The 20182-nt window shown below is 29.4% G+C and carries 14 protein-coding genes; 13 read left to right on the forward strand and 1 reads right to left on the reverse strand.

Translation table 11 applies throughout. From position 1 onward, the window contains the following. Positions 1–42: 42 nt before the first annotated feature. On the forward strand, positions 43–2505 hold the full coding sequence (gyrA, locus tag H0H60_RS00750; RefSeq protein WP_185862818.1) for a DNA gyrase subunit A: 2463 nt from the start codon (positions 43–45) through the stop codon (positions 2503–2505). Here the strand turns inward: gyrA and H0H60_RS00755 are convergent. Beyond that, on the reverse strand, positions 2480–4573 hold the full coding sequence (locus tag H0H60_RS00755; RefSeq protein WP_185862819.1) for a carboxy terminal-processing peptidase: 2094 nt from the start codon (positions 4571–4573) through the stop codon (positions 2480–2482). The genes gyrA and H0H60_RS00755 overlap by 26 nt on opposite strands. A 51-nt stretch (positions 4574–4624) precedes the next feature. Here H0H60_RS00755 and surE point away from each other — a divergent pair, with 51 nt between their 5' ends. From surE to purD, 12 genes are all read left to right on the forward strand, one after another. Continuing rightward, positions 4625–5434, forward strand: a complete 810-nt coding sequence (gene surE, locus H0H60_RS00760) for a 5'/3'-nucleotidase SurE (RefSeq protein WP_185862820.1) — start codon at positions 4625–4627, stop codon at positions 5432–5434. Between the two features lie 19 nt (positions 5435–5453). Further along, on the forward strand, positions 5454–6419 hold the full coding sequence (gene ruvB / locus H0H60_RS00765; RefSeq protein ID WP_185862821.1) for a Holliday junction branch migration DNA helicase RuvB: 966 nt from the start codon (positions 5454–5456) through the stop codon (positions 6417–6419). A 92-nt stretch (positions 6420–6511) separates the two neighbouring features. Beyond that, positions 6512–7825 carry an adenylosuccinate synthase gene (locus H0H60_RS00770; RefSeq protein WP_185862822.1) on the forward strand — a complete coding sequence of 438 codons (1314 nt, stop codon included), beginning with the start codon at positions 6512–6514 and terminating at the stop codon, positions 7823–7825. Positions 7826–7849: 24 nt separating this feature from the next. Next, positions 7850–9277 carry an adenylosuccinate lyase gene (gene purB, locus H0H60_RS00775; protein WP_185862823.1) on the forward strand — a complete coding sequence of 476 codons (1428 nt, stop codon included), beginning with the start codon at positions 7850–7852 and terminating at the stop codon, positions 9275–9277. A 26-nt stretch (positions 9278–9303) separates the two neighbouring features. After that, entirely contained in the window at positions 9304–13029 is a 3726-nt protein-coding gene (locus H0H60_RS00780; protein ID WP_185862824.1) for a phosphoribosylformylglycinamidine synthase, read from the forward strand. A gap of 17 nt (positions 13030–13046) precedes the next feature. Beyond that, positions 13047–13535 carry a 5-(carboxyamino)imidazole ribonucleotide mutase gene (gene purE / locus H0H60_RS00785; protein WP_185862965.1) on the forward strand — a complete coding sequence of 163 codons (489 nt, stop codon included), beginning with the start codon at positions 13047–13049 and terminating at the stop codon, positions 13533–13535. Between the two features lie 2 nt (positions 13536–13537). Further along, positions 13538–14260 (forward strand): phosphoribosylaminoimidazolesuccinocarboxamide synthase, encoded by a 723-nt coding sequence (purC, locus tag H0H60_RS00790; protein ID WP_185862964.1) that lies wholly within the window; start codon positions 13538–13540, stop codon positions 14258–14260. A 42-nt stretch (positions 14261–14302) separates the two neighbouring features. Continuing rightward, positions 14303–15730 carry an amidophosphoribosyltransferase gene (purF, locus tag H0H60_RS00795; RefSeq protein WP_185862825.1) on the forward strand — a complete coding sequence of 476 codons (1428 nt, stop codon included), beginning with the start codon at positions 14303–14305 and terminating at the stop codon, positions 15728–15730. Between the two features lie 33 nt (positions 15731–15763). Continuing rightward, positions 15764–16750 (forward strand): phosphoribosylformylglycinamidine cyclo-ligase, encoded by a 987-nt coding sequence (gene purM, locus H0H60_RS00800; RefSeq protein ID WP_185862826.1) that lies wholly within the window; start codon positions 15764–15766, stop codon positions 16748–16750. Between the two features lie 17 nt (positions 16751–16767). Continuing rightward, positions 16768–17325, forward strand: coding sequence for a formyltransferase family protein (locus H0H60_RS00805; protein WP_185862827.1), 558 nt, complete (start codon positions 16768–16770; stop codon positions 17323–17325). A gap of 46 nt (positions 17326–17371) precedes the next feature. Further along, positions 17372–18916 carry a bifunctional phosphoribosylaminoimidazolecarboxamide formyltransferase/IMP cyclohydrolase gene (gene purH, locus H0H60_RS00810; protein WP_185862828.1) on the forward strand — a complete coding sequence of 515 codons (1545 nt, stop codon included), beginning with the start codon at positions 17372–17374 and terminating at the stop codon, positions 18914–18916. Between the two features lie 6 nt (positions 18917–18922). Then, positions 18923–20158 carry a phosphoribosylamine--glycine ligase gene (purD, locus tag H0H60_RS00815; RefSeq protein WP_185862829.1) on the forward strand — a complete coding sequence of 412 codons (1236 nt, stop codon included), beginning with the start codon at positions 18923–18925 and terminating at the stop codon, positions 20156–20158. The last annotated feature ends 24 nt before the right edge of the window (positions 20159–20182 follow it).

The raw sequence follows: 20182 nt of genomic DNA on the forward strand, positions 1-20182 counted from the left end.
AAATATGTACTTTATCCTAATAAATACCATAATGTTTATAAAATGAATGAAGGAGAAAAATTAATTCCTATCAATATTGAAGATGAAATGAAATCATCTTACATAGATTACTCTATGTCTGTTATCGTATCCAGAGCTCTTCCTGATGCTAGAGATGGTTTAAAACCTGTACATCGTAGAGTCCTGTATGGGATGTATCAATTAGGAATTTTTTCTAATAATCCTTATAAAAAATCGGCTCGTATTGTTGGAGAAGTATTAGGAAAGTATCATCCACATGGAGACATTTCTGTTTATGATACCATGGTTCGTATGGCACAAAAATGGACTCTTCGTTATCCATTGATAGATGGACAAGGAAATTTTGGTTCATTAGATGCAGATCCACCTGCGGCAATGCGTTATACAGAAGTGCGAATGAAAAAAATGTCTGAAGAGATGTTATTGGACATCAAAAAAGAAACAGTAGATATGCAACTGAATTTTGATGATTCGATAGAAGAACCTACAGTTTTACCTACAAGAATTCCGAATCTTTTGATTAATGGATCTTCTGGAATTGCTGTGGGGATGGCGACAAACATTCCTCCTCATAATTTAAAAGAAACTATAAAGGCTATTTGCGCTTATATTGATAACAATCAAATATCTGTAGAACAGATAATGGAATATATTAAAGCCCCAGATTTTCCTACGGGTGGAATTATTTATGGATATGATGGAGTCAAGAAAGCTTTTTCGACTGGAAGAGGACGTATTGTGTTACGTGCCAAAGTTCATTTGGAAGAAATTCAGGGAAGACAATGTATTATTGTAGATGAAATCCCCTATCAAGTAAATAAAGCAGAAATGATCACTAGAACTGTAGAATTAATGAAAGAAGGAAAAATGGAAGGAATTTATCAGATTCGCGATGAATCTGATAGAAATGGGTTACGGATCGTATATATGCTTAAACAGAACACGAATCCTCATATATTATTGAATAATTTATTCAAATATACATCTTTGCAAACTTATTTTAATGTAAATAACATTGCTTTAGTTAAAGGAAAGCCAGTTCAATTAAATATTAAAGATTTTATCCAACATTTTGTAGACCATCGACAGGATGTTATCATTCGTCGAACTCAATACGAATTGAAAAAATGTCAAGACCGTGTTCACATTTTAACAGGTTTTCTAACTATATTAGATCATTTAGATAAAATGATTGAATTGATCAAAGAATCCAAAGATCAGCATGATGCTTCTAATCGATTAATCAAAAATTTTAAGCTATCTGAAAATCAATCTAAATCCATTTTAGATATGCGTTTACAAAATCTGACATCTTTGGAATTAAAAAAAATAAAAAAAGAATATGAAGAATTAGTAAAAAATATAGCATATTTAAAAAATGTGTTAATGCAACATTCTATACGAATGCAAATTATCAAAAAAGAACTTTTAGATATTCAAGATAAATATCAAGATAAACGAAGAACGCAAATAGATTACTTGGGAAATGAAGTGCACATAGAAGATCTTATTGAAGATGAACAGGTTGTTCTTACTGTTTCTCATGCAGGATATATTAAAAGAACTTCTTTATCCGAATACAAACGTCAAGGAAGAGGAGGTATAGGAAATAGAGGAGCTTCTGCTAGAGAGTCGGATTTTTTCAAACATCTTCTCATCGCTACCAATCATCAATATTTGCTTTTTTTTACAGAAAAAGGGAAATGTTTTTGGTTAAGAGTTTATGAAATTCCAGAGGGCTCCAAAATCTCTAAAGGAAGGGCTATCCAAAATATGATTCATTTACAACCAGATGATAAAGTAAATGCATACATATTAACTGGAGATCTGACAAATAAGAAGTATGTACAAAATCATTACGTGATGATGGTTACTCAAAAAGGAATTATTAAAAAAACTTCTTTAGAAAACTATTCACGTCCTAGAAAAGATGGAATTAATGCTATTGTGATTCGTAAAGGAGATTCTTTATTAGAAGCTATCTTAACTAAGGGAAATAGTCATGTTTTTCTTGCTGTAAGAAGTGGAAAAATAATTCGTTTTTCAGAAAAAAAAGTTCGTGTTACTGGAAGAAATTCTTCTGGAGTAAGAGGAATTAATTTATCCATTTCAGAGGATGCTGTAATTGGAATGATATGTGTAGAAGAAGGACATGAAAATGAAAAAGGACATTTATTAGTTGTTTCGGAAAAAGGATTTGGAAAAAGAACTAATCTAAAAGATTATCGTATCACAAATCGTGGAGGAAAAGGAATAAAAACAATAAATATCACTCATAAAACAGGTAGTTTAATTTCTATAAAACATGTCACGAATCAAGACGATCTAATGATCATTAAAAAATCCGGAATAATTATCCGTATTTCTGTATCGGATATACGAGTGATGGGAAGGGATACACAAGGGGTAAGGTTAATTAACCTAAAAGAAAAAGACGAAATTGCAGATGTTGAAAAAGTTAGTCAGACAATGGATTTTCATTAAAATCTCGTAAAATATTTACACATTCTGCTATATAAAAATCTTTCAACAGATTTTTTTTCCATTCTTTGTCCAGTTTTGAGATAATTTTGTAAGAATGAGGATGAGTATTTAACTCATACACATTCAAGTAATTTTTTAATGCTTGAAAATTTGCATTTATTTTTTGTATTTTGAAATTTTCATCCCAAAAATCTTTCCAATTTAGAGGAATATATTTTTTATTCAAAAAATTTTTTTCTAATAATTGTATAGTTTGATATATGGTCATCATATCCTGATATTTTTTCAAACGATTGATACTTTTCAACTTTATTTTTTCCAAATCTATTTTTTCTTTCCATGGTTGGTAAGAAATAGAATCAATACGATCCCATATCATAGAATTTGGTTGATCTTTTTCCATTCCTCTAACTAAGCAAGAAATATTAGTTGGGATAACTATGTCTGGATTGACGCCCTTTAATTGAGTAGAACTACCATTCACACGATAAAATTTATTCATAGTGAATTTTAAGGCTCCCAATTCTTTTTTAGAAAAAAGAAATCTATTTAATGGATAAAAGGTTTGAACTGTTCCTTTTCCATATGTTTGATAGCTACCAACAATAATTCCTCTTTTATAATCTGCTATAGACGCCGCAAGAATTTCTGAAGCGGATGCTGATAGTTCATTAACTAAAATAACAAGGGGACCTTTCCAAAGCAGCTCATTATTTTTATTTTTTAGTATTTTCTTTCTTCCAGAAGAAAGACCTACTTGTACTATAGGAACTTTACCCAAAAAGAAACCAGCAATTTCTATAACATTTTCTAATGAGCCTCCTCCATTATTTCTGATATCTATAATCAAACCTTTGATTTTTTCTTTTTTTAGCTCTTGAATAATTTTTTTCATATCTTTAGCCGCATTTCTTCCGTTTTTATTTTCCGGATTAAAATAAAATTCTGGTAATAATATCAAGCCATATTTATTATTATTATCCAATAATGTGACACTTTTTGCAAAAATTTCTTTTTTTTCAATAATATCCCGAATGAGGATGACTTCTTTTATCGAACCATCTTTTTTTTGAATTGTTAATTTTACTTTACTTCCTTTTTTTCCTCTTATAAGACGAATGGAATTTTCTAATAACATTCCTATAATATTTTTTGATTCTGAATTTATATCTTTTGCAACTCTAATAATTTTATCTCCTACTTCTATTTTTTTACTCTTCCATGCTGGTCCACCAACAATGAGTTTTACAATGGTCGCATAACCATTTTTATCTTGCAATTCAACCCCTATTCCTTCTGTTTTTCCAGATATATTTAAATCAAAATCCTCCTTTTCTTTAGGAGAAAAATAGTTAGTATGAGGATCATATTGCGAGGTAATAGTATTTACGTACATGGAAAACCAGTCTGTTTTTCTTTTCATTTTTAATTTCCTAAAATATTCTTGCATATATTCCTCTACCTTTTTTCTTGCTTGTTTTTCCTGGTTCATCCATCTAATATTTTTTTTTGGATATTTCCAAATACTTTCTTGTGTATTTTCTGGAGCAACTATTTCCATCAAAGTCAAATATTTTAGATATTTTCTCCATTCTTCTATCCATTCATTTTTATTTCTAGGATAATAAATTTTCTGTTCTCCAGGAACATATACTTCTTTTTTATGAAAATTGAAAGGTGTTTTTAAAATATTAAAACAGATATTTTCTACTTCTTTTATTCTTTGATAAAAACGTTTCATTGTAATGTTAAAAAAAGTGGGATCTCCATGAATCCAAGATTCGTCTAGTTTTTCTCTATAAGAAGAAATATCTTCTAAATCTTTTTGCAGGAAAAAACGTTTTTGTAAATCTAAATTTGTAAAATATTGCTTATATACTTTTTGTGAAAATTCATTATTAATTTTAATAGGGTTAGGATGTAAAAAATAGAGTGTTTTGTATATGGTTCTTAATATGAGACGATGTGTTTCTTCTTCTCCTTGTGGAGAACAGAAACTTAATAAAAAAGTAAAAATAAAACCAATGATTATATACTTAAAATTTTTAGATTTTGAATCTACGATCATACTAATGCAATAAATAACAAAATTACAAATATCTAGATCCTTTATGAAAAAATGAAAAACAAGCCAATTATTTTAGTAACAAATGATGATGGGATTATAGCTCCTGGAATTCGAGCTCTTGTTCATACGATGAATTCTTTAGGAGATGTATATGTGGTAGCTCCAAATAAACCTAAATCTGGAATAGGACATGCGATAACTATGGATACAGTTGTGTATTGTGATTCAGTGAAGATTGACAAAGGAATCCAAAAAGAATGGGAATGTTCAGGAACTCCTGTCGACTGTGTTAAATTAGCAATCAATCATATTCTTCCAAGGAAACCGGATATCTGTGTATCTGGAATTAATCATGGATCCAATTCTTCCATAAACATTATGTATTCCGGAACAATTTCTGCGGTGATAGAAGCTGGAATAGAAGGTATTCCATCTGTTGGTTTTTCTCTTTTAGATTTTGATTTGGATGCAGATTTTGAACCATCAAAAAAATATGTATGGAAAATTGTAAAAAAAATTCTTCATAATCCTATGGAAAAAGGAATCATTAGTCTCAATGTGAATATTCCAAAATTGAGAAAAGAAGAAATTAGAGGAATTAAAATATGCAGACAGGCAGAAGCTAAATGGAAAGAAAGTTTTGATCAACGTTATAATCCAAAAGGAAGAGCATATTATTGGTTAGTAGGAGATTTTGTGAATTTTGATAAAGAATCAGATACGGATGAATGGGCTTTAAAAAATGGATACGTTTCTATCGTTCCTATTAAATTTGATTTAACAGATTATTCAACTTTAAATATTTTAAGATCTTGGAATTTCATATTATTCATTTTTTTTTGGAAATATTGCTTATTTTGAAAAAAAAACTTTATAAATCGTGTCATCTATTGTAGAAGGAATTTTGAATCCAAAAAAATTTCAAGATTTTGTTGGGCAACAGGACATCTTAGACAATTTAAAAATTTTTATTCAAGCTGCAAAAAAAAGAAAAGAATCTTTGGATCATATTCTATTTCATGGACCTCCAGGATTAGGAAAAACAACATTAGCTCATATAGTAGCCAATGAGTTAGGTGTTAAAATTACTGTCACTTCAGGATCCGTTTTAGATAAACCAGGGGATTTAGCAGGTTTACTCATTCATTTAAATTCAAATGATGTTCTATTTATTGATGAAATTCATCGTCTATCACCTATAGTGGAAGAATATTTATATTCTGCCATGGAAAATTATAAAATCGATATTATAATTGATTCCGGATCCAATGCCAGATCACTTCAAATTGATTTATCTCCTTTTACTTTAATAGGAGCCACTACAAGATCTGGATTATTAACAGCTCCTATGCGTTCTAGGTTTGGAATCAATGGGCGGTTAACCTATTATAGAAAAGAATTATTAAAAAACATTGTAACCAGGAGAGCAAAAACATTAAACATTCCAATAACCGAAGAAGCATCTTATGAAATTGCTAATCGAAGTAGAGGAACTCCACGCATAGCTAATGCTCTACTTCGTAGAGTTCGTGATTTCGCTCAAATAAAAGGAAACGGGACCATAGATATTCATATTTGTGATTTAGGATTACAAGCACTTAATGTGGATAAACATGGATTAGACGAAATGGATAATAGAATCCTTATATCTATTATAGATCATTTTAAAGGAGGTCCTGTGGGAATAAATACAATAGCAACTGCTGTCAATGAAAATACTGATACTATAGAAGAAGTTTATGAACCTTTTCTCATTCAAGAAGGATATTTAGTAAGAACACCTAGAGGAAGAAAAGCAACATTATTAGCTTATGAACATCTTAAACGAGATTATGAAAAAAGATAAATGGCATTAAATTGAATTGATAGATTTGTATTTTTATCTATTTATAATAAATAAAAATTAACTTTGCCAAAAGTATCAAATTATCAAATATCATGCCTTCAAATGTTCTTGTTGGTCTCCAATGGGGTGACGAGGGAAAAGGAAAAATCACAGATCTTCTTGCAAAAAATTCAAATTATGTAATTCGTTATCAAGGAGGAAATAACTCAGGTCATTCTATTCACATTAATAATCGTTGTTTTATTCTTCATTTAATCCCTTCTGGAGTAGTTTATCCATCTGTTAAATGTATTATAGGTCCTGGAGTGGTTGTTGACCCTAAATCTTTAATTAAAGAAATACAAGATATAGAGTCAATAGGAATCAATACATCTCAAGTTTTTTTGGCGAAAAGAGCACATATCACTATGCCATATCATCGTCTATTAGATAAATACAAAGAAGAATCATTAGGAAATAGGTCTATTGGAACTACACATCGTGGAATTGGTCCTACTTATGAAGATAAAATAGCCCGTATGGGTATACGCGTATTAGATTTTTTTAATCCAAAAATTTTTTATAAAAAATTAAAGGAAAATATTGATTATAAAAATCAAATTATAACAAAAATATATAAAAGACAACCTGTTTCTTTTAAAGAAATATATGAAGAATATATGGAGTATGCGAAACAACTTTATCCACGTATTATCGACGCAGTACATGAAATTCATAGAGCTTTTCAAGAAGAAAAAAAAATTCTTTTTGAGGGAGCTCAAGCGATGCTACTAGACATAAATTATGGAACATATCCATATGTAACCACTTCTTCAACTTCTACAGGAGGAGTTTGTATAGGATCTGGGATTCCTCCTACTTTCTTAAAAAATTTTATAGGAATAGCAAAAGCTTATTGTACACGTGTAGGATATGGACCTTTTCCTACAGAAATTAAGAATAAAGAAATGAGTCATTTCATACGAGAAAAAGGAAAAGAATATGGGGCAACTACAAAAAGACCAAGAAGATGTGGATGGTTAGATTTGTTCTCTCTCAAATATTCTTGTATGATAAACGGAATTAATTATTTAATCATTACAAAATTAGATGTTTTAAGTCAATTAGAAACTATAAAAGTATGTATAGAATACCGTATTCATGGAGAAGTTATTCCAAATTTTCCAGCAAATATAGAATTGTTTGATGAAGAAAAAGTAGAAGCAATTTATGTGGATTTTCCTGGTTGGAAACAAAATATTTCTCAAATTCATGAGTATGAAGAATTACCAAAAAATTGCAAAAAATATATTAATTTTATTGAAAGTTATCTAAATTTGGATATTCTATTAATTTCTATAGGATCTGAAAGAAGTCAAAATATTATCAAAGATAAATCTTCCTTTTTTAAAATATTTTCCTATTAATTTAATTTAAAAAAAAATCTTTTTGTGAAAGAATATAAAAATCCTTTGGGAGAACGATACAGTAGTCAAGAAATGTTATATAATTTTTCTCCAAAAAAAAAATTTCTCACATGGAGAAAACTTTGGTTATCTTTAGCAGAAAGCCAAAAAAAATTAGGTTTAAATATTAGTCAAGAACAAATAAATGACTTAAAAAATCATTTAGATGATATTGATTGGAATAGAGTTTCTTTTTATGAAAAAAAATTCCGTCATGATGTTATGGCTCATTTATATGCTTTTGGAGAAAAAGCAATTATAGCTAAACCTATTATTCATTTAGGAGCTACAAGTGCTTTTTTAGGAGACAACACGGATCTTATTATTATCCGTGATGGATTAGAGATTATTCTTAAGAAATTAGTTAATGTGCTCTTTCGACTTAGAAATTTGACATTAGAATATCATAACACTCCTACTTTAGCTTTTACTCATTATCAACCTGCTCAATTAACTACTGTAGGAAAACGTTCCTCTTTGTGGATGCAAAGTCTATTATTGGACGTAGAAGAATTAGAATTTAGATTACAAAATCTTAATTTTAGAGGAGTAAAAGGCACTGTGGGGACAGCAGCTAGTTTCAAAGAATTATTTGATGGAGATATCCAAAAAGTCAAAGATTTGGAAAAAGAAATCTCCAAGAAATTTGGATTTGAAAAAGTTTTTCCTGTTACAGGTCAAACTTATGATAGAAAAGTAGATGCACAAGTATTAAATTTATTATCTAATATTTCTCAATCTTCTCATAAGTTTAGCAATGATTTACGTTTACTGCAAAACTTAAAAGAAATGGAAGAGCCATTTGAAAAAGAACAAATTGGATCTAGTGCTATGGCATATAAACGAAATCCAGTGCGTAGTGAACGGATAGCATCTTTAGCAAAATATGTGATTTCTCTATCAACTAGTTCAGCTATGGTTGCAGCTACTCAGTGGTTGGAACGGACATTAGATGATTCAGCTAATAGAAGATTAGTCATAGCTCAATCATTCTTAGCGACAGATGCTATTTTAACAATTTGGAATAATATATTAGAAAATATAGTGGTCTATCCTAAAATGATTGAAAAACATATAGATCAAGAACTTCCATTTTTAATAACGGAATCTATTATTGTAGAGAGTGTAAAAAATGGGGCAGATAGACAAGAGATTCATGAAAGAATTAGAATTCATTCTATGAATACAAATTCTAAAATAAAGTTAGAAGGAAAAGGAAATGATTTTGTCCAACGTATTTTAGATGATAAAAAAATACCTATTAACGAAGAAAAAATAAATCAAATACTTAATCCTGATAATTTTATAGGATTTTCATCGGAACAATCTATAGAATTTGTTGAGAAACAGGTAAATCCTCTCTTAGATCGATTTTATCATTTTATTGATTCCAATATGGATTTGAAAGTTTAGAAAATTTCTTTTATCCACAAATTCTAATGAATTTCAGAATTTATATACAAAAAAAAGCTCCTTTTGATGTTGATTCTAGAAAATTATATCATGAATTGAAAAATATGGAGATTTCGTTATCTCAAGTGATCATTTATCAGATATATGATATCTTTCGAATAAAGAAAGAAGTTTTTATAGATAGTCTATATAAAATTTTTGTGGATCCTGTAACGGATATTTTACATCAAGAAATACATTTAAAAAATCCCTATTTTTCTATAGAATATTTACCAGGAAAATATGATCCATGTGCAGACGCTGCTATGCAATGTATAAAAATTATAGATCCTATATCTACAGTTTTTATAAAAACGGGGCAATTAATTGAATTGATAGGAATGAATAATAAAAAAGAGGATATTCATAAAATTAAAAAACATTGCATGAATCCACATATTTGGAAAGAAAAGAATCTTCATGAAATGAATTTTCCTTTTTTTGATGAATCCAAAAAAATGATAGACAAAGACCATTATAGAAGGGTAAATGGATTTATTCATTTTAATCATGAAAAAATGCAAAATATTCATGAAATGTGGGGGTTTTCTATTACATTAAAGGATTTATTTTTTATACAGCAATACTTTTCTAGAGAGAATCGTGATCCTACAGAAGCAGAACTGAAGATTTTAGATACCTATTGGTCGGATCATTGTCGTCATACTACTTTTTTAACTACATTAGTGGACATCACATTTGATGGAATATTTAAAGACACATATCAGAATATTTTTAATGAGTATTTAATGGATAGAAAATCAATAGGAATATCTGATCTTCCTATAAATTTGATGGATTTATCTAATCTTCCTTCTAAAGTTCTTTATAAGAAAGGAAAATTAAAAAACTATGTATTCTCTCACGAACATAATGCTTGTACAATCATGGTAGATGTAGATATTATCGGTAGGAAAAAAAAAGAAAAATGGTATCTTTTATTTAAAAATGAAACTCATAATCATCCTACAGAAATTGATCCTTTTAGTGGAGCTTCTACTTGTATAGGAGGAGCGATTCGGGATTCTTTATCTGGAAGAGGATTTGTCTATCAATCAATGAGATTAAGCGGAGCTGCAAACCCTATTGATCCAAAAACATTGAATGGAAAAATTCCGCAATACAAAATATGCTATGAATCCGCTTATGGTTATAGTTCTTATGGAAATCAAGTAGGGATCGCTACTTCTCACATTCAAGAAATATATCATGAAGGTTATAGAGCTAAAAGAATGGAGGTGGGGATGGTAATTGGAGCCGTTCCAGTTGATGCAGTGAAACAAGAAAAGCCAAAAAAAGGAGACATTATTTTGTTGATTGGTGGGCTAACAGGAAAGGATGGGATGGGAGGAGCGACAGAATCTTCTAAAGAATATGAATTAAAAAATTCATTTGAAAATATTCATGTACAAAAAGGAAACCCAATAATAGAAAGAAAAATTCAAAGATTGTTTCGAAAAAAAGAAGTTATATCTTTGATTAAAAAGTGCAATGATTTTGGAGCAGGAGGAGCTTCCGTTGCTATTGGAGAATTAAGCAATAGTTTAGTTCTTCATTTAGATAAAATACCTACTATAAAACATGCAGCTTTAGAAGCTATAGAAATTGCTCTTTCAGAATCTCAAGAACGGATGGCCGTTGTATTAGATCCATCAAATGTAAAAAAATTTATGAAATTAGCTCATGAAGAAAATATCCTTTCCGTTCCAATTGCTGTAGTGACTGATAATAAAAGGATAATATTCTATCATAAACGAAAAGAACTTTTGAACTTGAAAAGTTCTTTTATAAATACAGGAGGATCTAATAAAAAACAAATGGTTCATGTTAATTCTCCAACTAATATTTCTCCTTTTCAAAAATCAAAAGATATCCCTTTCAACAAAAGAACGTTCTTAAAAACTCTTTCTCAATTAAATATTGCATCTCAAAAAAGTTTAGTAGAAATGTTCGATAGTACTGTAGGAGGGACTACTATATTGATGCCTTTTGGAGGAAAGTATCAGATGACTCCATCTGAAGGAAGTGTACATAAAATACCTGTTTTACAAGGAGATACAAAAACTGTTAGTTTAGCATCTTGGGGTTTTCATCCTGAAATTTCTACTTGGAGTCCTCTTCATGGAGGAGCTTATGCTGTAGTAGAATGTGTTTCTAAAATTGTTTCTATGGGAGGCTCTTACAGAAATATCTATTTCAGTTTTCAAGAATATTACAAAAAATTAGGAAATAATCCAGAAAATTGGGGACAACCATTTGCTTCTTTATTAGGAGCTTATCATGCTCAAATGTCATTTAATTTAGCATCTATTGGAGGAAAAGATAGCATGTCTGGAACATATAAAAATATACACGTTCCGCCAACATTAATAGCTTTTGGAGTGACAACCGGTGACTTATCAAATATTGTATCTCCAGAATTGAAAAATATAGGAAATAAAATATATTTGTATAATCACAAATCATTGAAAAACGAAATGCCAGATTTTGATTCTTTAAAAAAGGTATATGATAAAGTTTATAAAGGCATTTGTTCCGGAATCATTGTATCAGTAAAAACGGTGAAAGACGGAGGAATTTCTATATCTATAGCTAAAATGGCTTTTGGAAATCGTTTAGGAGTTGTTATCCGTTCTGTAAATCCTTTATTTGAGATTAGCATAGGTTCATTAATTATCGAATCTACTTCTTCTCTTTCAGAAGATTTCATTTTAATAGGAGAAGTCGTGTCTTCTAACAGCTTAAATTTTAATGGAATATCTATTGATATTCATGATGCTATCCAAAGTTGGGAAAAAACTTTGACTCCTATTTTTTCTAATAATAAGGTAATTCATAGACAAAAACATCATAAAATCAATCTGCATGAAAATAGAAAAGAAGATATTTTTCCATTAATATGGAAATCCAAAAAGAAAGTACTTCCACGTGTATTTATTCCAATATTTCCTGGAACCAATTGTGAATGGGAATCTATTCACGCTTTTGAAAAAGAAGGTGCCATTATTAAAACATTTGTATTTCAGAACTTAATAGATAAAGATATTGGAGAATCCATAGATAAAATAGGAAAATATATAAAAGATGTACAAATATTTGTGCTTTGTGGAGGATTTAGTGCTGGAGATGAACCTGATGGTTCTGCAAAGTTTATTACGTCTATTTTACATAATCCATACGTAAAAGACGCTGTCCAATACTTTCTTGATCAAGATGGATTGATTTTAGGTATTTGTAACGGTTTTCAAGCTCTCGTAAAATCTGGATTGTTACCTTATGGAAAAATCTGCTTACGTCATTATCATTCTCCTACACTTACCTATAATGAAATAGGAAAACATATATCTCAATGTGTTCATATTAAGGTTATTAATGATCATTCTCCATGGTTAAATGGAATGAAAAATAAAATATACACTATTCCAATATCTCATAGTGAAGGAAGATTTTATGCTAGTGAAAAAATAACTAAAATTTTATTCAAAAAAAATCAAATTGCAACGCAATATGTAGATTTACAAGGTGTTCCTACCTTAGAAAGGTTTTATAACCCTAATGGATCCGTTGGATCCGTAGAAGGCATATTAAGTGAAGATGGAAAAATTTATGGAAGAATGACTCATCCAGAACGTTATAATCATGGATTGTTAAAAAATATACCGGATATTCATGAACATTCCATTTTTAAAAATGCAGTACAATATTTTCTATAAAAATTACAAATATGACAGTGGCTATAGCTATATTTTGTGGAAGCGCATCCGACAAATCGACTATGCAAATAGCGGAAGAAATATTAAATAAATTCAATATAAATAATAAAACTTATGTTATATCTGCACATCGTTTGCCCGATATCCTATCAAATACAATAAAAAAAATTGAATCTACAAAGGGAATGGAATTAATTATTGCCGGAGCTGGTTTATCTGCTCATTTACCAGGAATAATTGCTTCAAAAACTATTTTACCTGTTATCGGAGTTCCAATCCATTCCCATAATGGTGGATTGTTAGGAGGGCTAGACGCTCTTTTTTCCATTGTGCAAATGCCTAAGGATGTTCCTGTTGCTACAGTTGGAATCAATAATGCCTATAATGCTGCTTTATTAGCTATTCACATATTATCTATAAAATATGACGAAATCAAAAAATTATTACTAAAATTCAGAATGGAAAGGAGAGAAAAATTAGTTACTGAAATAGAGCAATATTTATGATTATGAGCAGCATAATTAAAAGAAATCTTTTATTAGAAGGAAAAACAAAAAAAATATATTCTACAGAGAATCCGTATGAGGTCATTATTCATTATAAAGATAGCATAACTGCTTTGGATGGATTAAAGAAAGATTTCTTACAAGACAAAGGAATTTTGAATAATGAAATCAGCACATTTATCTTTAAGTTTATTAATTCTTATGGAATACAAACTCATTTTATTCGTAGAATCAATAATAGGGAACAATTGTGCCATAAAGTAGATATTATTCCATTAGAATTTGTTGTTCGTAATATTATTGCTGGAAGTATCTCAAAACGTTTAGGAGTAAAAGAAGGTACCACTCCATCGAATACTATTTTTGAAATTTTTTACAAAAATGATAAACTAAAAGATCCATTGATTAATGATCACCATGCAGTTTTTTTAGGTTTAATTTCTTATGAAGAATTAAATATCATTTATTGCATAACTTCAAATATTAACAATATTCTTAAAAAATTTTTTTTAGATAAAAATATTATATTGGTAGATTTTAAAATAGAATTTGGAAAGGATTCAAAAAATAAAATTTTGCTTTCTGATGAAATCAGTCCTGATACTTGTCGTTTTTGGGATCAAAAAACAAGTAAAAAACTTGATAAGGATATATTTAGAAGTGGATTATCTGAAAATGTCTTTAATACCTATCTAGAAATATTAAAAAGACTTAATGTAGGTTAATCCATTCAATTCACGGGACAAAGATCTTCTTTAAAGAAAAAGATGATATCTAAATTATTCCCTATTTTCAATAAAAAAAAATCTTCTGATAAGTTTCATGAGGAGTGCGGCATTTTTGGGATTTATTCTCCTAAAAAAGTTGATACATTTTCTTTAATTCAGTTTGGGTTATTTGCCTTGCAACATAGAGGTCAAGAAGCTTGTGGTTTTTCCGTTTTGCGAGATGGTTTTATTTTATCCCATAAAAGTGAAGGTCTTGTTTTAGATTCTTTTCGAAAAATTTCGAATTCTGAATATTATCATGGAAATGCGGCTATTGGACATACGCGTTATTCTACAGAAGGAGGACAGAGCAAAAAAAACATTCAACCATTTTTTGGAGAAGATTCCTATGGAAAAAGTACGATTTCCATAGTCCATAATGGAAATTTAATAAATGCTCAAAAAATTCGTAAACATCTAGAATCAGAAGGAGTTACTTTTATATCCGAACATTCGGATTCCGAAGTGATCTTACGTTTGATACAAAAATATTTGTCGGAACATAATAATAACCTAGAAATAGCTATTCAAAAAACGACTATAGATATTCAAGGAGCTTATTCTGTAATAGTACTTATGGATAATAAAATAGCGGCATTTAGAGATCCAAATGGAATCCGTCCTTTATGTTATGGAATGCTTAATGAAAAAACTTATATATTTAGTTCTGAAACTTGTGGAATAGATTCTGTAGGAGGATATTACATAAGAGATTTGTTTCCAGGAGAAATGGCAATTGTAGATCAAAAATCCATTCGATTCTCTCTTTTGAAGAAAAATACAAAACGTAGAATTTGTTCCTTTGAGTATATTTATTTTTCACGTCCTGATTCTTTAATTGAAAATATAAATGTTTATGAAATACGGGAAAAAAGTGGAGAAAAACTTTATGAGCAACATCCAGTAGAAGCAGATGTGGTTATTGGAGTTCCAGATTCTGGAGTTCCAGCATCTATTGGATACTCTAAAGCATCTGGAATTCCTTTCAAACCAATTTTAGTGAAAAATAAATATATTGGTAGATCTTTTATTATCCCCAAACAAGAGATGCGTGAAAAAATGGTAAATCTAAAACTGAATTCTATTTTAAATGAAATCAGAGGCAAACGTATTGTTATTATTGATGATTCCATTGTTCGTGGAACTACTAGTCGTAGATTGGTTTATATTTTAAGAAAAGCAGGAGCTAAAGAAATTCATTTTAGAAGTGCTTCTCCACCTATTATAGCTCCATGTTATTTAGGGGTAGATACTCCAAGTCGAAAGGATCTCATTTCATATAATATTGATAAAGAAAAAATTGCTAAAATTTTAGATGTAGATAGTTTAGAATTTTTAAGCATGACCAATTTAATTGACATTCTTGGAGGTAAAAATTACTGTTTCGGGTGCTTTACTGGAAACTATCCTATCCGTAAAAAAAAATGATTGTATATTATAAATTCTTGTAATAAATTCACCATGAAAGAAAGTCATCGGACCATACGTAAAATTGGTCCAATTTTAGAAAAAACTTATACAAAAAATGTTCTAAGCAACTTGGATTATTTTTCGGCACTGTATCAATTATCTTTATGCAGTTATAAAGAGCCTGTTCTAGTATCTGGAGCAGATGGAATAGGAACGAAATTACGTTTAGCTATTGATTACCAAAAATATGATCTCATTGGAACAGATTGTTTTGCCATGTGCGTTAATGATGTATTATGTCATGGAGCAAAACCTTTGTTTTTTTTAGATTATTTAGCTTGTGGTAAATTGGATTCTAATGTCGTAGAAAAAATAATACAGGGAATAGCTGTATCTTGTAAAAAAACTAATACATGTTTTATTGGGGGGGAAACGGCGGAAATGCCTGGATTTTATCAAGATAAAGACTATGATATAGCAGGATTTTGTGTAGGAATCGTAGATAAGGGAAATATTATAGATGGAAAAAAAACTATACAGGAAGGAGATATTCTAATTGGACTTCCTTCTTCTGGAGTCCATAGCAATGGTTTTTCTTTAATTAGAAAGATTTTTTCTAAAGAAGATTTTTTAATGCATAGAATTAAAGACAAACCATTTTATGAAATTCTTTTAATTCCAACTAGAATTTATCATGAACCTATTCATATTTTGCTAAAAGAGTTTTTAATACATGGATTAGCTCATGTTACAGGAGGAGGAATATCCGATAATTTATTTCGGATACTTCCGGATAATTTGTCAGCTATAGTAGAAAAGAAAAAAATACCTGTTCAACCCGTGTTCAATTATATTCAGGAAAAAGGTTTTTTATATGATCATGAGATGTGGGAGACTTTTAATATGGGAGTAGGAATGATTGTAATAGTACCCGTTCAAGATAAATACTCTCTATTGCAGAGATTATGTGCGTTAGGAGAGAGACCTTTTGTTTTTGGTCATATAGTTAAAGGAAATAAAAGAGTATTTTTGAAATAAAAAATATTTTCATATATATGAAAAAACTAGCTGTTTTAGTTTCTGGAAAAGGAACTAATATGCTGCATATTATACAATCAATTTCTAATGGTGAACTTGACAATTTTAAAGTAAGTTTAGTAATTTCTGATAGAAATTGTCAAGCTATTCAATATGCATGCAAAGAAAATATTAAAACTTTTTCTTTAAGAAGAACTAATACTCTTTCTAAAGAAATCGACCATATTATGATGAAATATATTCCAGATTTTATAATTTGTTCTGGTTTTCTTTCTATTCTGGATGCAGAATTTTGTGAAAAATGGGCTGGAAAAATCATTAATATTCATCCTTCTCTTTTGCCTAAATATGGAGGAAAGGGAATGTACGGAATGATAGTACATCAAAAAGTACTCAATAATCAAGAAAAGATATCAGGAGCTACAGTTCATTATGTGACAAAAGATATAGATTCAGGAAATATAATTTTAAAAAAATCATGTAAAATTTCTTCACAAGAGACTCCCATTTCTTTATCCAAAAAAATATCTATCATAGAAAAAGAGATTCTTATTCAATCTTTAAAGAATCTTTAGCCGATTGTTTATATACCAAATTGATTTATTTAGTTTTAGTAGTGTTATGAAAAGAGCGTTGATTAGTGTTTATGAAAAAAATGAAGAATTATTTGATTTTGTCAGTTTTTTAGATAAAAAGGAATATCAAATTATTTCTACGGGAGGAACTTTTCAATATTTGAAAAAACATGGAATATCTAATCTATTAGAAATAGCGGATATAATCTCATGTCCGGAGATGTTAGATGGAAGAATAAAAACGATTCATCCTAATATTTATGCAGGAATTTTGGCAAATCGTTCCATGGAAAAACATATGAAATATATCCGTTTTCAAAAAATTGATCCCATTGATATTGTCTTAGTTAATTTTTATCCATTTTTTGAAAAGTTATATCAAAAATCATTCAGAATAAATGGAAATAATAATAATTCATTGATAGAATTTATAGATATAGGAGGACCGTCTATGCTACGCGCAGCAGCCAAAAATTTTTTCCATGTCACACCTATTACAGATAAACATGATTACTTGGTAGTAAAAAATGAAATTGAAAACTATGGATTTCCTTCATTAAAGTTGAGAAAAAAATTGGCTGGAAAAGTTTTTAATCTCACTTCTGCTTATGATTCTGCTATTTCTCAATATCTTCTCACAGAAGAAAATTTCCCTACTTATTTACATTGTTCTTATGAAAAAAAAATGAATCTCCGTTATGGAGAGAATCCACATCAAAAAGCAGCTTATTATGTCAGTACTATTGATCGAGGATCAATGCGGGATTTTCATCAATTACATGGGAAAGAGCTTTCTTTTAATAATTTAAGAGACATGGATATAGCTTGGAAAGTCGTATCTCAATTTTCTAAACCAGCTTGTTGTACCGTAAAGCATTCCACTCCTTGTGGAGTTGCATTAGGAAAAAACATTATGGAAGCTTTTCAAAAAACTTATTTTTCTGATCCTATTTCTTCTTTTGGAGGAATTATGGCTGTGAATGTCCCCATCACGAAAGAATTAGCGGAAAAAATAAACAATCTTTTCTTAGAAGTAATTTTGTCTCCAAGCTATGAAACAGAGGGATTGAATATTCTAAAGATGAAAAAGAATCTGAGAATAATTAATATACATGAACCCATTTCTGATAGATTAGAATATGTAAAAATAGATGGAGGTATCTTAGTGCAAGAAGTAGATAATTTTTTTTCTTACGATTATAAAATTGTTACTAAAAACAAATTTTCCGATCAAGAAATAAGATCATTATTTTTTGCTCAGAAAGTAGTAAAATATGTAAAATCAAATGCTATTGTTGTTGCTAAAGGAACACAAACTATAGGAATTTCTGGAGGTCAAACCAACAGAATTTGGGCTGCTTGTCAAGCTATAGAAAGAGCTTTAGAAAAAAACAAAGAAAAAGAAAATTTAGTACTCGTTTCTGATGCTTTTTTTCCTTTTCGTGATATCGTAGATGAAGCAGCTCGTTCTGGGGTCATAAAAGCAATTATTCAACCAGGAGGTTCTATACGTGATGAAGAATCTATAAAAGCCTGTGATGAATATGGAATAGCTATGGCTTTTACGGGAAAAAGACATTTTAAACATTAAAAAATTATGAAAACTTTGATTCTTGGAAGTGGTGGTCGTGAACATGCTATTGGTAAAAAAATATTAAAAGATTTTTCTCCCATGGAAATTTATTTTTATCCTGGAAATGGAGGGACCAGTCAAATAGGAAAAAATATCGAAAATATTCATTCTACATCAGAATTATGTTCTTTTGCTAAAAATAATGCTATCGATATAACTATTGTTGGTTCTGAAACTTTTCTATGGAATGGAATTGTAGACGTATTTCAAAGTGATGGATTGAAAATAATAGGACCGCATCATCTTGCTGCTAGACTAGAAGGAGACAGAATTTTTTCTAAATCATTTATGAAAAAATATGGAGTACGTACTCCTAAATACAAAGTTTTTTCTTCTTATCAAAAAGCTATGGATTTTTTAGATAAAACTACTTATTCCGTGGCTATTAAAACTAGAGGATTAGCCGAAGGGAAAGGGGTATTATTAACACATAATAAGACAGAAGCGGAAAAAGCTTTGAATTCTATCCTGATAGAGAAAAAATTTGGAAAATCTGGAAATCAAGTGATCATAGAAGAACTTATGCAAGGAAAAGAATCCTCTATATTGTCCATATTTAATGGAAAAGATATTATTCCTTTTTTATCCGCTAAAGATTACAAAAAAATTGGAGAAAAAGAAACAGGAAAGAATACAGGAGGAATGGGAAGTATAGCTCCTAATCCATATATGACAAGTGATATTTGGATAGATTTCCAAGAAAATATATTAAAACCAACTTTAGAAGGTTTATTTTTAGAAAAATTAATTTTTTTTGGATTTATTTATTTCGGATTAATGATCAATTCAAATAAGGTTTACTTATTGGAATACAATACTCGTATGGGTGATCCTGAAACTCAAACTTTATTACCATTAATGAATAGTAATTTTATTCACATAATCCAATCCTCTATTCTTCAGAAAGACATATCCATTTCTTGGAAAAAATTATGTTCTTGTTGTGTCGTTTTATCTTCAAAAGGTTATCCGGACAAATTTCAATATGGAAAAGTGATAGAGGGTTTAAACTCTTTAAAAGAACCTTTTTATATCGCTGGAGCTAAAAAAGAAAAAGAAAAATGGATCACGTCAAAAGGACGTGTTTTAAATGTGGTAGGACTAGGCTTTTCCATGGATGAAGCTAGAAAAAATGCTTATAATAAAGTAAAAAAAGTTCATTTTGACAACTTGTATTTTAGAAACGACATCGGTTTATAGTTTATTTTCTTTCTTTGTCATAAG

The organism is Blattabacterium cuenoti, assembly GCF_014251735.1.
Taxonomy (GTDB): Bacteria; Bacteroidota; Bacteroidia; order Flavobacteriales; family Blattabacteriaceae; genus Blattabacterium; species Blattabacterium cuenoti_C.

Bases quoted from the DNA above. Each gene is read 5' to 3' on its own strand.
- gyrA (WP_185862818.1), top strand. From the start codon at position 43: ATGAATGAAGGAGAAAAATTAATTCCTATCAATATTGAAGATGAAATG.
- H0H60_RS00755 (WP_185862819.1), bottom strand. From the start codon at position 4,573: ATGATCGTAGATTCAAAATCTAAAAATTTTAAGTATATAATCATTGGT.
- surE (WP_185862820.1), top strand. From the start codon at position 4,625: ATGAAAAACAAGCCAATTATTTTAGTAACAAATGATGATGGGATTATA.
- H0H60_RS00770 (WP_185862822.1), top strand. From the start codon at position 6,512: ATGCCTTCAAATGTTCTTGTTGGTCTCCAATGGGGTGACGAGGGAAAA.
- H0H60_RS00780 (WP_185862824.1), top strand. From the start codon at position 9,304: ATGAATTTCAGAATTTATATACAAAAAAAAGCTCCTTTTGATGTTGAT.
- purC (WP_185862964.1), top strand. From the start codon at position 13,538: ATGAGCAGCATAATTAAAAGAAATCTTTTATTAGAAGGAAAAACAAAA.
- purF (WP_185862825.1), top strand. From the start codon at position 14,303: ATGATATCTAAATTATTCCCTATTTTCAATAAAAAAAAATCTTCTGAT.
- purM (WP_185862826.1), top strand. From the start codon at position 15,764: ATGAAAGAAAGTCATCGGACCATACGTAAAATTGGTCCAATTTTAGAA.
- H0H60_RS00805 (WP_185862827.1), top strand. From the start codon at position 16,768: ATGAAAAAACTAGCTGTTTTAGTTTCTGGAAAAGGAACTAATATGCTG.
- purH (WP_185862828.1), top strand. From the start codon at position 17,372: ATGAAAAGAGCGTTGATTAGTGTTTATGAAAAAAATGAAGAATTATTT.
- purD (WP_185862829.1), top strand. From the start codon at position 18,923: ATGAAAACTTTGATTCTTGGAAGTGGTGGTCGTGAACATGCTATTGGT.